Raw genomic sequence first — 15,126 nt, 5'->3', positions numbered from 1 at the left:
CTATGGGGAGTGCGTATATCTGCTTTATCGCGAGAAAGTGGAATTCCCTGCCGCTCTCTTTGCGAACCTCCTGAGCCTGCCGCGCCCTTGCTACGGTGCGACAGGCTTGATGTTCAAAGTTATGGATTGCGGCCCGTCGAAGGTTTCCCCTGCCTTCCCGGGCCGTAGTTGTTCTGGCGCTCAACCGTCGTTCAGTTTCGCTTCGACCAGAAGCTTCACCAGCCAGTCGACGAAGACGCGCACCTTGTTGCTGAGGTGGCGGTTCGGCGGATAGACGACGTAGAGCGGTAGCGGATCGCGGCGCCAATCCGGCAGCACGCGAATGAGTTCGCCCCTTGCCATCGGCTCGCGCGCCATGAAGATCGGCACCTGCGCGATGCCGAGGCCGGTCAGCGCCGCCGTTAGATAGGTGCGGCTATCGTTGACCGAGGCGATGTAACGCGGGCTGGTCTCGATCACCTCGTTGTGCCGGCGAAATTCGAAGGGCAGCGTCCGGTTGTTCTGGGCGCGAAAATAGTTGACGGTGTAATGATCGGCCTCCAGATCCTCGGGCCGCTCGGGCATGCCGAATTTCTGGATGTAGTCCGGCGCAGCGCAGGTGATCATCTCGACTTCGGAGACGCGCCGCGCAATCAGCGACTGGTCGGTCGGCGTGCCGGCCCGCAGCGCGCAATCGACATTTTCTGCAAGATAATCGACCGTGCGGTCGCCGACACCGAGATCGATACGGATATCGGGGTAACGCTGATAGAAATCGCAAAGTGCCGGAACGACGATCCAATCGGCGAAAGCGCCGGCCATCTCGACACGCAGCCGTCCGCTCGGCAAGCTCTGCGAATTGGAGAGGCTGCCATCGAGCTCCTCCAGTTCCGAAATGATCTGGGCGGCGCGTTCGTAATAAAGCGCGCCGTCCGTGGTCACCATGACCCGGCGCGTGGTCCGATTCAAAAGCTTGGTGCGCAGATGCGCTTCCAGGCCCTGGATGAGATTGGTCACCGTCGCCTTGGGCATGGCGAGCATGTCGGCGGCGCGGGTGAAATTGCCCGTCTCCACGACGCGGATGAAGACGCGCATTGCCGAGAGCTGGTCCATCGGTTTCAAGTCCGCAGTTTGCGTTGCACCATTGTTCGAGATCTGGAACAGTGTTATCGCGATATAGCTTCTTATTCCTTGATTGGAATAACAATATCTTTTTTATTCAAAATGCAAGCGGCAGCCGTTGTCGGCTTGTGACTGACGCAAAAGAGACCGGAACCATGTCGGTGGAATGGAAAGATATGATGCTGGATAAGGTGGCCATCGGCCCCGTTTCCGCACGTATCTACATGGGCGCCGATTATGGCAAGGGCCCGCCGATCGTGCTTTACCTGCACGGCGGGGCTTTTCTCGACAGCGACAAGGCGGCCGACCGGCCGGTGGCAATGAGCCTCGCCAAGGCCGGCGCCATCGTCGTCGACGCTGACTACAGCACGCTGTCCGGCAACATATTTCCGAAGGCGCTGGAAGTTTCCTTCTCAGTTTTTACCTACCTCGCCAACAAACGCGCCGGTCTTGGCGACCGAAAGTCGTTGCTCTTCGTCGCCGGCGAAGAGGCCGGCGGCAATGTCGCTGCCGGCGTCGCACTGAAGGCACGCGACCAGATGCCGGACGCGCTCGACGGTCAGGTCCTGATTTCGCCGCTGCTCGATCCCTTCATGGGCACGTCCTCGATCCGCAAGGCGGAAGCCATCGGCATGCGCCAGCGCTGGACGGAGGGGTGGAGCCACTATCTGAGCGGCGGCGGTTGCCACCCCTATGCGGCGCCTTGCCTCTGTTCGCGTATTTCAGGCGTCGCGCCGGCGCTGATATTTACCGCGGAGGATGATCCTCTGCACGACGAAACGATTGGTTACGGTGTCCGCCTGAAACAGGCCGGCGTCGGTGTGCGCCAGCATGTCCTTCCCGCCGGGACGGGCTGGCCCTCGATTTATGGTGGGAAATCCGACGGAGCGCCCGACTGGCAGGAAAACGTCAGCCGCCATTTCGGAAGCTTCCTTCGGGAGGTAAGCGTCCAACCGCAATTGCATTGAAGAAGACCTGATATTTCGGCGGCTTAGAGCCGCAAGGAGAGTACTGATGACGTCCAGAAGTAAGCGCTGGGCCCTGATGGGTGCCGGCATAGCCCTTATTGCGTCCATTTCCGGCGCTGCGTTGTTTTTCGAATTGCCGATGAGCACGACCGCCACGGCCGCTTCCGCCCCCGCGCAGGCTCCCGCTGTGCCGGTGACGGTTGCCGTCGTCGCGGCGCGCGACGTGACGGCCTGGGAAAGTTTCTCCGGCCGTCTCGAAGCGGTCGACCGGGTGCAGGTGCGTTCCCGCGTCGCCGGCGCCATCCTTTCGGTGGCCTTCCGCGAAGGGGCGCTGGTCAAGCAGGGCGACCTGCTCTTCACCATCGATCCGGCTCCCTACCAGGCGAGCGTGGCGCAGGCGCAGGGCCAGGTCGCTTCGGCCGAAGCCAAAGTCAGCTTGGCGCAGACCGAACTCGATCGCGGCCGCAAGCTTTCCGACAACCGCACCATCTCCCAGAGCGATCTCGATCAGCGCCAGAGCGCGCTGGCCGAGGCTCAGGCGGGGCTGCGTTCGGCGCAGGCCGCACTGCAGTCGGCTCAGCTCGATCTCGATTACACTGAGGTGCGGGCTCCGGTTTCCGGCCGCATCGGCAAGATCGAGGTGACTGCCGGTAACCTTGTTGCGGCCGGGTCGGCCTCGCCGGCGCTGACGACGCTCGTTTCGGTCGATCCGATCTATGCGAGCTTCAATGCCAGCGAAGAGATGGTGACGCGGGCGCTTGCCCAGCTTCCGCAGACGGACAGCGCCCTGCCTGCCGTCGAGCAGATCCCTGTCGAGGTCGGCACGCTGACCGACAGCGGCACGCCGATCAAGGGCAAGCTGCAACTGATCGACAACGAGGTCGATGCATCAAGCGGCACGATCGGCGTTCGCGCCGTCTTCGATAATCCGGGCGGGCGTCTCATCCCCGGCCAGTTCGTGCGGGTGCGCATGGGCCAGCCGAAGGCCGAGAACAAGATCGTCATCAGTGACCGCGCCGTCGGCACGGACCAGGACAAGAAGTTCGTCTTCGTCGTCGATGGCGAAAACAAGGTCGCCTATCGGCAGGTCCAGCTCGGCACAGTGGCTGACGGTCAGCGGGTGGTCGATGGCGGCCTGAACGTCGGCGAGAAGATCGTGGTCAACGGTCTGCAGCGCATCCGTCCAGGCGCAGTCGTCGCGCCTCAGATGGAAGAGAAGGTCGCGACCGCGCAGTAGAGACTTTGGCCTTCCCCTGAGGGGAGGGCCAATACTCGAAATGATATGACCCGCCGGCGGCTGCCAAACCGCCGGAGAGGGGCTTTGCATCCATGTTCACCCCGGAGAGGGCTTTGATATGAACATCTCCAGATTCTTTGTCGACCGCCCGGTCTTTGCCGGCGTTCTTTCGGTCCTCATCCTGGTTGCCGGCCTGATCGGCCTGCGCGCGCTGCCGATTTCCGAATATCCGGAGGTCGTGCCGCCGTCGATCGTCGTGCGCGCTACCTATCCCGGCGCCAACCCAAGCGTCATCGCCGAAACGGTGGCGACGCCGCTCGAAGAGCAGATCAACGGCGTCGAAGGCATGCTCTATATGGCCAGCCAAGCGACATCGGACGGCGTGCTCAACGTCACCGTTACCTTCAAGCTCGGCACCGACCCCGACAAGGCGCAGCAGCTCGTGCAGAACCGCGTTTCACAGGCCGAACCGCGCCTGCCGGCGGAAGTCCGTTCGCTCGGCATCACGACAGTCAAGAGCTCGCCCAACTTCATCATGGTCGTCAATCTCGTCTCCGACGGGAACAATCACGACATCACCTATCTTCGCAATTATGCGACCCTGAACGTCAAGGATCGGCTCGCCCGCATCGCAGGCGTCGGTCAGGTGCAGGTCTTCGGCGCCGGCGACTATTCCATGCGTGTCTGGATCGACCCGCAGAAGGCCGCCGAGCACAATCTTGCCGCCAGCGACATCAGCAGTGCGATCAGTTCCCAGAACATCCAGGCCGCCGCCGGTATCATCGGCGCATCGCCGAGCCAGCCTGGTGTGGACCTGCAGCTTAACGTCAATGCCCAGGGCCGCCTGCGCACGCCCGAAGAGTTCGGCAACATCATCGTCAAGACGGGCGCCAATGGCGAGATCACCCGCCTTCGCGATGTCGCCCGCATCGAGCTCGGTGCTGCGGACTACACGCTGCGTTCGCTGCTCGACGGCAAGCCGGCCGTCGCCGTCGCCGTTCTTCAGGCGCCAGGTTCGAACGCGATCGAGATCGCGGACAATGTGAACGCGACCATGGATCAGCTGCAGCTCGCCATGCCTGAGGGCGTCAAATACGAGATCGTCTACGATACGACGAAATTCGTGCGGGCCTCGATCGAGAAGGTCATCGACACCCTGCTCGAAGCCATCGCGCTCGTCGTCCTCGTCGTCATCCTGTTCCTGCAGACGTGGCGCGCCTCGATCATCCCGCTGATCGCCGTTCCTGTCTCGATCATCGGCACTTTCGCAGTGATGTATGTCTTCGGCTTCTCGATCAACGCGCTCAGTCTGTTCGGACTGGTGCTTGCGATCGGTATCGTCGTCGACGACGCGATCGTGGTGGTCGAAAACGTCGAGCGCAATATCGAGGAAGGCCTGTCGCCGCGGGCTGCCACCTACAAGGCTATGAAGGAAGTCTCCGGTCCGATCGTCGCGATTGCGCTGGTGCTCGTTGCGGTCTTCGTGCCGCTCGCCTTCATTTCCGGCCTGTCGGGTCAGTTCTACCGCCAGTTCGCGCTGACTATCGCGATTTCGACCGTCATCTCGGCCTTCAACTCGCTCACGCTGTCTCCGGCGCTGGCAGCCCTTCTCCTGAAGAGCCATGATCAGCCGAAGGATTGGCTGACGCGGTTCATGGACGCTATCTTCGGTTGGTTTTTCCGGGGCTTCAACCGTGTCTTCGGCGCGGGCTCGAATGCCTACGGCAAGGGCGTCGGCGGGCTGTTGTCGCGCAAGAGCATCGTCATGGTGATCTATCTGGCGCTGGTCGGTGCGACCTACAGCCTGTTCAGCACGGTCCCCGGCGGCTTCGTGCCGTCGCAGGACAAGCAGTATCTGATTGGCTTTGCCCAGTTGCCGGATGCCGCAAGCCTCGACCGCACGGAAGACGTCATCAAGCGCATGACCGACATCGCGCTGGCGCAGCCGGGCGTTGCCAATGCGATTGCTTTCCCGGGCCTGTCGATCAACGGCTTCACCAACTCCTCGAATGCCGGCATCGTCTTCGTGACACTGAAGGACTTCGAAGAGCGCAAGACGCCTGATCTCTCGGGCGGCGCAATCGCCATGGCGCTGAACCAGAAGTTCGGCGTCATCCAGGATGCCTTCATCGCCATGTTCCCGCCGCCGCCGGTCAATGGTCTCGGCACGACGGGCGGTTTCAAGTTGCAGATCGAGGATCGTGCCGGCCTCGGCAACCAGGCGCTCGACGAGGCGACCAAGGCCGTGCTTGCAAAAGCCTATCAGGCGCCTGAGCTCGCCGGGCTGTTCTCCAGCTTCCAGATCAACGTGCCGCAGCTCTATGCCAATCTTGACCGTGCCAAGGCCGAGCAGCTCGGGGTTTCCGTCACCGACGTCTTCCAGACGCTGCAGATCTATCTCGGTTCGCTCTATGTGAACGACTTCAACGCCTTCGGCCGCACCTACAGCGTCCGTGTGCAGGCCGATGCGAAATTCCGTGCCCAGCCGGAAGATATCGGCCAGTTGAAGGTCCGGTCGGCATCGGGTGAGATGATCCCGCTTTCGGCCCTCTTGAAGGTGGAACCGAGCACCGGTCCGGAACGCGCGAACCGCTACAACGGCTTCCTTGCCGCCGATATCAACGGCGGTCCGGCACCGGGCTTCTCGTCGGGTCAGGCGCAGGCGGCAATCGAGAAGATCCTTCACGAGACCCTGCCTGCGGGCATCGACTTCGAATGGACGGATCTGACCTATCAGCAGATCCTGGCCGGCAATTCGAGCATCGTCGTCTTCCCCCTGGCACTGTTGCTCGTCTTCCTCGTGTTGGCCGCCCAGTATGAAAGCCTGACGCTGCCGCTTGCGATCATCATGATCGTGCCGATGGGCGTGCTGGCCGCGCTGACCGGCGTTTGGCTCACCGGTGGAGACAACAACATCTTCACCCAGATCGGTCTTGTGGTGCTTGTCGGTCTATCGGCGAAGAACGCGATCCTGATCGTGGAATTCGCGCGCGAACTGGAGTTCGAGGGAAGGACGCCGCGAGAGGCCGCGATCGAGGCCAGCCGCCTTCGCCTTCGCCCGATCCTCATGACCTCCCTTGCCTTCATCATGGGTGTCGTGCCGCTCGTCGTCTCCACCGGCGCCGGCGCGGAAATGCGTGCGGCCATGGGTGTCGCGGTCTTCTCGGGCATGATCGGCGTGACCTTCTTCGGCATCTTCATGACGCCGGTGTTCTATGTGCTGCTGCGGCGGCTGACGGGCAACCGTCCGCTCATCCAGCACAAGCCGGACGAACACAAGGAAGAAGAGGCGGAGGTCATCCGGCTCGCGGCGGAATAAACGGAATTCAACCTTCCTTTGTCGGGTAAATCGGGCGGGAACTTCGGTTCTCGCCCGTATCGTTTTTAGGGCATGAGGCGAATTGTGCGCGGCCTTCGGACAACCCGCCAGGGCATGTGACAAAAATGCGTTACGTCCGTCAAAACGGTTTGCAACGATGGGCGAGGGGACTATCAAAGACGGACAACAGTTGGGAGGACTGAATGACGAATTCGAGAGACGGCCATGACGGCAGGCGGATCGCCTTTCTCGGCACCGGCCTGATGGGCGCGCCGATGGCTCGCCGGCTGCTTGGCGCGGGCTTTGCCGTCACCGTCTGGAATCGCGATCCCGGCAAGGCCGAGCCGCTTGCGGGAGACGGGGCGATTTGCGCGAGAACACCTGATGATGCCGTCTCGGGCGCCGACGTCGTCATCACCATGCTCACCAACGCCGAGGCGGTGAAGGACGTGTTGTTCGACCGCGGAGCGGTCGATGCGATGACGCCTGGCACAACCGTCATCGACATGAGTTCGATTGCCCCACATTTCGCCCGCGACCATTCGGCGAGGCTTGCCGATCGCGGCATCCATCATGTCGATTCGCCGGTATCTGGCGGCGTCGTCGGCGCGGAAGCGGGTACGCTCGCGATCATGGCGGGCGGCGACAAGGACGTGATCGACGGGCTTGCAGATGTCTTTGCGCCGATGGGGCGCGTGACCCGCGTCGGTTCAAGCGGGGCGGGCCAGCTTGCCAAGCTTGCCAACCAGCAGATCGTCGCGGTGACGATCGGCGCCGTCGCCGAAGCGATGATGCTGATCGAAGCGGGCGGCGGCTCGCAGGCGGCCTTTCGGGACGCCATTCGCGGCGGCTTTGCCGAGAGCCGTATCCTTGAGCTGCACGGCAAGCGCATGGTCGAGCGGCAGTTTACGCCAGGCGGTTCGTCCAGCAACCAGCTGAAGGATCTGAACGCCGCCATGGAGACGGCCAAGACCCTGTCGTTGACGCTGCCGCTGACTGCGGCGGTACATGCCGAATTCAGCGAATTCGTCGCCAATGGCAATGGCGAAAAGGATCACAGCGGCCTGCTCCTCCATCTTGAAGAGAAGAATGCCCGGCCGGGAGGAAAGACGTGACAGACAGCAATTCGCCGAAGCGGCGCCTACGTTCGCAGGATTGGTTCGACAATCCCGATCATATCGACATGGCAGCGCTCTATCTTGAGCGCTTCATGAATTACGGCATCACGCCGGAAGAGCTGCGCTCCGGCAAGCCGATCATCGGGATTGCCCAGAGCGGCAGCGATCTTACGCCCTGCAACAGGGTGCATATTGAGCTTGCCAAACGCGTGCGCGACGGCATTCGCGATGCCGGCGGCATTCCGATCGAGTTTCCGACACATCCGATCTTCGAGAATTGCAAGCGCCCGACAGCCGCACTCGACCGCAATCTCGCCTATCTCGGCCTCGTCGAAATCCTCTACGGCTATCCGCTCGACGGCGTCGTGCTGACCACCGGCTGCGACAAGACCACGCCTTCGGCGATCATGGCGGCCTCGACGGTCGATATCCCGGCGATCGTGCTCTCCGGCGGCCCGATGCTCGACGGCTGGCACGAGGGGGAACTGGCGGGCTCCGGCACGGTGATCTGGCGGATGCGGCGGAAATATGCCGCAGGCGAGATCGATCGGGAGGAGTTCCTGCAGGCGGCGCTCGATTCTGCGCCTTCCGTCGGCCACTGCAATACGATGGGCACGGCTTCGACGATGAATGCGCTGGCCGAGGCGCTCGGCCTTTCGCTGACCGGCTGCGGCGCCATTCCGGCCGCCTACCGCGAGCGCGGCCAGATGGCCTATCGCACCGGGCGACGCGCCGTCGAAATCGTGTTCGAGGATCTGAAGCCGTCGGATATCCTGACGCGTGAGGCTTTCCTGAATGCGATCCGCACCAATTCGGCGATCGGCGGCTCGACCAACGCGCAGCCGCATCTGGCCGCGATGGCGAAGCACGCCGGCGTCGAACTCTATCCCGACGACTGGCAGGTGCATGGTTTCGATATCCCGCTGCTGGCCAATGTCCAGCCTGCGGGCGCCTATCTCGGCGAGCGCTTTCATCGCGCCGGCGGTACGCCGGCGATCATGTGGGAACTGCTGCAGGCCGGAAAGCTCGATGGCAACTGTCGCACGGTGACGGGCAGGACGATGGCCGAGAACCTGGAAGGCAAGGAAGCGCGCGACCGCGAGGTCATCACGCCGTTCGCTAAGCCGCTGAAGGAGCGGGCGGGCTTCCTCGTTCTCAAAGGCAATCTCTTCGATTTCGCGATCATGAAGATGAGCGTGGTCTCTGAGGATTTCCGCCGGCGCTACCTTCAAGAACCCGGGCGCGAAGGCGTCTTTGAGGGCAGGGCGGTGGTCTTCGATGGTTCCGAGGACTATCACAAACGCATCAACGATCCCGAACTCGGCATCGACGAAAATACCATCCTCGTCATCCGCGGCGCCGGGCCGATCGGCTGGCCGGGTTCGGCTGAGGTCGTCAACATGCAGCCGCCGGATCATCTCCTGAAGCGCGGCATCCACAGCCTGCCGACGATCGGCGACGGCCGCCAATCGGGCACGGCGGACAGTCCCTCGATCCTCAACGCCTCGCCGGAAAGCGCCGCCGGCGGCGGCCTCGCCTGGCTTCGTACCGGCGATATCATCCGCATCGATTTCAATCACGGGCGCTGCGACATGCTGGTCGAGGACGCCGAGATCGAACGGCGCAAGGGCGATGGCATCCCGCCGGTGCCGGCGGATGCGACGCCGTGGCAGCAGATCTACCGCCGCTCGGTGACGCAATTGTCGGATGGCGCGGTGCTGGAGGGTGCTACGGAATTCCGCCAGATCGCAAAGAACCCGCCGCGGCACAACCACTGATCTTGAAGCTGCCGCAGACTGCAAGTCCTTTGATCCAAAAGGAGAAGTCGTAACGAACAGTTCACCTAGTCACTAGTTCGGTCATCAGGACAAGGCTTCATTAATGCCGGCTTGAGACCATATTGCCGTTATGCAAGCTTCTAAGGCTGGGACCGCGTTGCCAGAGAACAAAGCCACACGATCCGAACGAGAGTTTCAGGATCTTCTGCGTCGGCTCGAACTCGCTCTCGATGCATCCCGGATCGGTGTCTGGGAGCACAGCATCGAGCAGGGCGGGATCTTGTGGGATGCGCAGATGCATCGTCTCTACGAGACCGGCGAGACCTGCCGGTTGGTGCCGGCATCGCTTTGGTCGAACGCCATCCATCCCGATGATCGCGAGCGGGCCGAAGGCGACTTCGAGCAGGCGATCGGGACGCGCGGCGCCTATAACTCACAATTCCGGATCATATTGCCCAGCGGCGAAATCCGCCATCTACGTTCGCGCGCCCATTTCTATGTTGATGCGGAGGGTCTGCCGTCCTTCATCGGCGCCGAATGGGATGTGACGGCCGACGTCCTGCTCAACGCGGAACTCGCGCGGCAGAAGGTGGTGGCCGAGGCGAGGGCGCTGGCGCTGGAAGAAAGCAATGCGCGCATCGAGCATGTCGCCGATCACGACTATCTCACCGGCTTGCCGAACCGGCGCCTTCTCGACAAGCGGCTGGCGGAACTGCCGGCCGACAAAAGCATCACGACGCTTGGCGTGCTGCATCTCGACCTCGACCAGCTCAAGCAGATCAACGACAGCCACGGTCATGCGGCAGGCGATGCCGTGCTCAGGGCTGCGGCCCTTCGCATCACTGCCGTCATTCCTGCGAATGGCATGGTCGCCCGTGTCGGCGGCGATGAATTCGTCATCGTGCTGGTCAATTTCACCGATCTCGCAGAGCTGAAGCAGATCACCGAGGATGTCCAGCGCCGGCTGCGGAAGAAGATCCGCTTCGGCCAGGCGATGCTGCCGTCCGGCGCCTCGATCGGCGTTTCCTGGAGCGGCGATCGGCGGGCGCGCAACCTGCTTGCAGAATCCGACCTGGCGCTCTACCAGGCCAAGAAGCTCGGGCGCAACCGCGTCGAATTCTTCACACGGCAATTGCAGGAGGATCTGCGCTCCAAGCGTCGCCTCGCCGAAGAGCTGAAGCTCGGACTGGAGCGCGGCGAGATCCTTCCCTATTATCAGGTGCAGCTCGACGCCCGGACGCGGGAGGTCATCGGCTTCGAGGCGCTGGCGCGCTGGAAACATCCCGAGAAGGGCGTGCTCGCCCCCGGCATATTCCTGAAGATCGCCGACGAGCACGGACTTGCGGCGGAGATCGACGCGGCGATCCTCAAAAGCGTTCTCGAAGATCGGCTGTTCTGGCTATTGCACGGCCTTGCGGTTCCGCGCATCGCCGTCAATATTTCGGCGTCGCGCCTTGCCGATCCGGCGTTGCTCGACAAGCTGAGGAAACTCGATATCCCGCCCGGCGTGATCGTCTTCGAACTGGTCGAGACGATTTTCCTCGACGACAGCGACGAAAAACTGCTCGCTCATATCGGCGATATCAAACAGATGGGCATCGACATCGAGATCGACGACTTCGGATCGGGCCATGCCTCGCTGATCGGTCTCGTCAAGCTGCGGCCGAAGCGGCTGAAGATCGACCGGCAGCTCGTCAAAGAGGTCGTCAGCTCCGCGGAGCAGCGGCGCGTGGTGGGTTCTATCGTGGAAATCGCCAAGGCACTCGATGTCGAGGTGATCGCCGAGGGTATCGAGACCGAGGCGCATGCCGTGGTGCTGGCGCAGCTCGGCTGCGACGGCCTGCAGGGTTATGCGTTCGGTTATCCCGCACCGGCGGCCGAGACAGACCGTCTTTTCTCATCGCTGACGAGCCGAATCGAAAAGCAGAAGGCCGCGATGAGCAGTTGAACGGCCGGTGATCCTTCCGCGGGCGACTGTCGTCGCTCCCGGTTTTTTGCCGCGTCGCGGAAGTGATTTCGGACGGATGCTTCTCTCGTCTTTCAAATTGGCAGGGCGGCATCTTTTCGGCGCGGCTTTTTATTCGCATCGGCTGGAAGATAATTGAGGCCCAAGTAATTTTCTTGAGCTTGCAACGGCATTGTTTCATGGTAATGCGGAAACGAAGCTTTCTGTATTGCATCGAAAAATGATTATACGCGTCGTCAAGTCCATGAGCGCGGCTCTCCATCGTTCGCAGGTGCAATCGGGAGCTGGGGCCTGACAATTGCTTTGCCGTTGCCGGGATGGACTTGCGGGACATTCAATCTGGGAAAGTTGCATGAATTCGGAATTTGCCGTTCGTTCGATGCGGCCCGGCGAACTGGAACTCGTGCTCGAATGGGCGCGTCAGGAAGGCTGGAACCCTGGTCTCGACGATTCGCTTGCATTCAACGAGGCTGATCCGTCGGGATTTTTCGTCGGATCCATCGGTGAAGTCCCCGTCGGCTCGATCTCGGTCGTCAAATATGGCGATATTTTCGCCTTCCTGGGCCTCTACATCGTCCATCCCGATTTTCGTGGCAAGGGTTATGGCAAGGCGATCTGGGCGGCGGGCATTGCCAGCGCGGGAGACCGCACGATCGGTCTCGACGGCGTCGCCGCACAGCAGGACAACTACCGCAAGGCCGGCTTCGAACCCGCCTATTCCACCATTCGCTATGGCGGTGTCGCTACTTCCTTGCCTGTCTCGACGCTTGTCGCGCAACCGGTGCTGGATTCACGCCTCGAAGGCCTGCAGCGATATGATTCGTCGATCTTTCCGCAGCCGCGGGATGCCTTTCTCGCTGCCTGGTGCACCGCCCGCAAGGGCCGTCGTTCGGCGGTGGTGCGCAAGAGCCACAAGATCCGCGGTTACGGCACGATCCGCCGCTGCTATGAGGGCTACAAGATCGGCCCGCTCTTTGCCAACGATGCCGATAGCGCCGCGGCGCTGCTTGCCGAATTGATCCCCGAGGCGAAAGGGGCCGCGGTCTTCATCGACATTCCCGCAGAGAACCACGAGGCGGTCGCGCTTGCCGAAGGCATCGGCCTTCAACCGGTATTCGAGACGACACGCATGTATCGCGGACCGGCACCGGCCATCCCGCTGAAGCACGTCTTCGGCGTGACGACGCTGGAGCTTGGTTAAAGCCTTTCCTGACCAGGAAAAGGTTTTAATCCATGGGTGAGGCGGGCACGGTCGGCGACGAAGCTTTCGGACGGCCCTTTTCGGCGATCGCGATGCCGCCCAAGGTCAGCACCAGTGCGATCACATGGAAGGACTGCAGCTGCTCGCCGATCAGGGCGACGGAGAGCAGCGTTCCGAACACCGGCACGAGATTGATGAAGAGGCCGGCGCGGTTGGCGCCGATTGCCACGACGCCCTTGATATAGAGGATCTGCGCCACCAGCGAGGGGAAGATCGCCGTGTAGAGAGTGATGACCCAGCCGGCCTGGTCGGGCCATTGCGCGGCACCCCGGCCGGCCTCCCAGAGGAGCAGCGGCAGCGAAGTCAGCATGGCGCCGAGCGCCGGGACCGCCATCAGCGTGCGCCAGTCGAGCGGCGGCTTCCAGCGCAGGAAGATCGTGTAGACCGAATAGGCGGCAATGGCGATCAGCATCAGCCCGTCGCCGCGGTTGAGGCTGAGTTGCAGCAGCGTTGCGAGGTCGCCATGTGCGGCGGTCAGAGCGACGCCGATCAGCGTCATGCCGAAACCGAGACATTGCGCCAGCGAGATGCCGGTACGGAAGAACATGAAATTCAGCAGGAAGATCAGCATCGGGATGCCGGCCTGCTCGATGGCGACGTTGATCGCCGTCGTATATTGCACGGCCGAATAAAGCATGGCGTTGAAAAGGGTGTAGCCGATGACGCCGTAGAAGAGGAGCAGCGGCAGGTTCTTCCTGACTACCGGCCAGTCCTTCCGCAGTTGCGGTACTGAAATCACGGCGATCATCGCGACGGCGAGGAACCAGCGCAGGAAGGTCAGCATCATCGGGCTGATATGCCCGAGCGCGAGTTTGCCGGCGACGGAGTTGCCGCCCCAGCAGAGGGTGGCGATCACGAGGCAGATATAGGCCGTGGCTTGCAAGAGCGTTCTTCCCGTCTTTCCGCGATCGCCGAGCGGCGTTTTGTGAGGGGAAATAGCCTGTCGGCTGCTGATTTGTCACGTAAAAAGCCCAATCTGCTGTGACAACAGGGTCGCTTTCCAAAAAACAAAGCTTTATAGATGCGCGGGTTTGAGCAGGTGCGCGGTTCCGCGCCGGTAACAGGAAGAGTTGGATGACGAACGTAGTCGTGGTCGGTTCGCAATGGGGTGACGAAGGCAAGGGCAAGATTGTCGACTGGCTTTCGGAGCGTGCGGATATCGTTGTGCGCTATCAGGGCGGACACAATGCCGGCCATACGCTCGTCATCGACGGCACGAGCTACAAGCTCTCGCTGCTGCCGTCCGGCGTCGTGCGCCCGGGCAAGATGGCCGTCATCGGTAACGGTGTCGTCGTCGATCCGCATGCGCTGATCGCCGAGATCGGCCGGCTGGAGGCGCAGGGCGTGGCGGTCACGCCTGACAATCTGCGCATTGCAGACAATGCGACGCTCATCCTGTCGCTGCACCGCGAGCTCGACGCGATGCGCGAGGATGCGGCCTCGAACAGCGGCACCAAGATCGGCACGACGCGCCGCGGCATCGGCCCGGCCTATGAAGACAAGGTCGGCCGCCGCGCCATCCGCGTCATGGATCTTGCCGATCTCGAGAGTCTTTCCGGCAAGGTCGACCGTATTCTGACGCATCACAATGCGCTTCGCCGCGGCCTTGGCGTTGCCGAAGTCAGCCACCAGGCGATCATGGACGAACTGACCTCGATCGCCAATCGGGTACTGCCTTTCCGTGATACGGTCTGGCTCTTCCTCGACAAGGAGCGCCGCAAGGGTGCTCGCATCCTCTTTGAAGGCGCGCAGGGCAGCCTGCTCGATATCGATCACGGCACCTATCCCTTCGTGACCTCCTCGAACACGGTGGCCGGCCAGGCGGCAGCCGGTTCCGGCATGGGACCCGGCTCGCTCGGTTACATTCTCGGCATCACCAAGGCCTATACGACGCGCGTCGGCGAAGGCCCATTCCCGACCGAGCTCACCGACGAAATTGGCCAGTTCTTGGGCGATAAGGGGCATGAATTTGGTACTGTGACGGGGCGTAAGCGCCGCTGCGGCTGGTTCGACGCCGCACTCGTACGCCAGTCGGTCGCCACCAACGGCATCACGGGCATTGCGCTCACCAAGCTCGACGTGCTCGACGGGCTCGAGGAATTGAAGATCTGCGTCGGCTACATGCTCGACGGCGAACAGATTGATCATCTTCCCGCAAGCCAGGGAGCGCAAGCTAGGGTCGAACCGATCTACGTCACCCTGGAGGGATGGAAGGAATCGACCGTTGGCGCCCGCAGTTGGGCGGATCTGCCGGCACAGGCGATCAAATATGTTCGCCAGGTCGAAGAGCTGATCGGGGCACCCGTCGCGCTCCTTTCCACCAGCCCGGAGCGGGATGACACGATACTTGTGACCGATCCGTTTGAGGATTAAGCTCA

10 protein-coding genes are annotated in these 15,126 nt (G+C 62.2%); 8 read left to right on the top strand and 2 right to left on the bottom strand.

The annotated features are described in order from the left end of the window. Window positions 1-180: 180 nt before the first annotated feature. Window positions 181-1,092 (bottom strand): LysR family transcriptional regulator, encoded by a 912-nt coding sequence (locus GFM02_RS14100; RefSeq protein WP_168321935.1) that lies wholly within the window; start codon window positions 1,090-1,092, stop codon window positions 181-183. A 164-nt stretch (window positions 1,093-1,256) separates the two neighbouring features. Here GFM02_RS14100 and GFM02_RS14095 point away from each other — a divergent pair, with 164 nt between their 5' ends. The 7 genes from GFM02_RS14095 to GFM02_RS14065 all read left to right on the top strand — a co-directional run bounded on the left by GFM02_RS14095 (window position 1,257) and on the right by GFM02_RS14065 (window position 12,688). Then, a complete protein-coding gene (locus GFM02_RS14095; RefSeq protein WP_026265404.1) occupies window positions 1,257-2,069 on the top strand; it encodes an alpha/beta hydrolase fold domain-containing protein in 813 nt (270 codons plus the stop codon). Window positions 2,070-2,115: 46 nt separating this feature from the next. Continuing rightward, window positions 2,116-3,306 carry an efflux RND transporter periplasmic adaptor subunit gene (locus GFM02_RS14090; protein ID WP_168321934.1) on the top strand — a complete coding sequence of 397 codons (1,191 nt, stop codon included), beginning with the start codon at window positions 2,116-2,118 and terminating at the stop codon, window positions 3,304-3,306. 118 nt (window positions 3,307-3,424) lie between these two features. Next, on the top strand, window positions 3,425-6,625 hold the full coding sequence (locus GFM02_RS14085; RefSeq protein ID WP_168321933.1) for an efflux RND transporter permease subunit: 3,201 nt from the start codon (window positions 3,425-3,427) through the stop codon (window positions 6,623-6,625). Window positions 6,626-6,828: 203 nt separating this feature from the next. Further along, on the top strand, window positions 6,829-7,740 hold the full coding sequence (locus GFM02_RS14080) for an NAD(P)-dependent oxidoreductase (protein ID WP_168321932.1): 912 nt from the start codon (window positions 6,829-6,831) through the stop codon (window positions 7,738-7,740). Continuing rightward, on the top strand, window positions 7,737-9,521 hold the full coding sequence (locus GFM02_RS14075; RefSeq protein ID WP_168321931.1) for a dihydroxy-acid dehydratase: 1,785 nt from the start codon (window positions 7,737-7,739) through the stop codon (window positions 9,519-9,521). Before GFM02_RS14080 ends, GFM02_RS14075 begins: the two co-directional genes overlap by 4 nt. Window positions 9,522-9,651: 130 nt before the next feature. Then, complete coding sequence (locus GFM02_RS14070) at window positions 9,652-11,469, top strand: putative bifunctional diguanylate cyclase/phosphodiesterase (RefSeq protein WP_168321930.1); 1,818 nt, start codon at window positions 9,652-9,654, stop codon at window positions 11,467-11,469. Window positions 11,470-11,839: 370 nt separating this feature from the next. Beyond that, window positions 11,840-12,688, top strand: coding sequence for a GNAT family N-acetyltransferase (locus GFM02_RS14065; protein ID WP_027663845.1), 849 nt, complete (start codon window positions 11,840-11,842; stop codon window positions 12,686-12,688). A 25-nt stretch (window positions 12,689-12,713) separates the two neighbouring features. Here GFM02_RS14065 and GFM02_RS14060 read toward each other — a convergent pair whose 3' ends face one another. Beyond that, window positions 12,714-13,631, bottom strand: a complete 918-nt coding sequence (locus tag GFM02_RS14060) for a DMT family transporter (protein WP_062942729.1) — start codon at window positions 13,629-13,631, stop codon at window positions 12,714-12,716. 191 nt (window positions 13,632-13,822) lie between these two features. On the opposite strand from GFM02_RS14060, the gene GFM02_RS14055 reads away from it, so the two are divergent. Continuing rightward, window positions 13,823-15,121 (top strand): adenylosuccinate synthase, encoded by a 1,299-nt coding sequence (locus GFM02_RS14055; protein WP_168321929.1) that lies wholly within the window; start codon window positions 13,823-13,825, stop codon window positions 15,119-15,121. The last annotated feature ends 5 nt before the right edge of the window (window positions 15,122-15,126 follow it).

The sequence above is a fragment of the Rhizobium leguminosarum bv. viciae genome (assembly GCF_012276115.1).
In the GTDB taxonomy this organism is placed as follows: domain Bacteria; phylum Pseudomonadota; class Alphaproteobacteria; order Rhizobiales; family Rhizobiaceae; genus Rhizobium; species Rhizobium leguminosarum_T.
This window is presented reverse-complemented; position numbering and strand designations above follow the sequence as displayed.

Coding starts and splice junctions, on each gene's coding strand:
- GFM02_RS14100 (WP_168321935.1), bottom strand. CDS start 1,092: ATGGACCAGCTCTCGGCAATGCGCGTCTTCATCCGCGTCGTGGAGACG.
- GFM02_RS14095 (WP_026265404.1), top strand. CDS start 1,257: ATGTCGGTGGAATGGAAAGATATGATGCTGGATAAGGTGGCCATCGGC.
- GFM02_RS14090 (WP_168321934.1), top strand. CDS start 2,116: ATGACGTCCAGAAGTAAGCGCTGGGCCCTGATGGGTGCCGGCATAGCC.
- GFM02_RS14085 (WP_168321933.1), top strand. CDS start 3,425: ATGAACATCTCCAGATTCTTTGTCGACCGCCCGGTCTTTGCCGGCGTT.
- GFM02_RS14080 (WP_168321932.1), top strand. CDS start 6,829: ATGACGAATTCGAGAGACGGCCATGACGGCAGGCGGATCGCCTTTCTC.
- GFM02_RS14070 (WP_168321930.1), top strand. CDS start 9,652: ATGCAAGCTTCTAAGGCTGGGACCGCGTTGCCAGAGAACAAAGCCACA.
- GFM02_RS14065 (WP_027663845.1), top strand. CDS start 11,840: ATGAATTCGGAATTTGCCGTTCGTTCGATGCGGCCCGGCGAACTGGAA.
- GFM02_RS14055 (WP_168321929.1), top strand. CDS start 13,823: ATGACGAACGTAGTCGTGGTCGGTTCGCAATGGGGTGACGAAGGCAAG.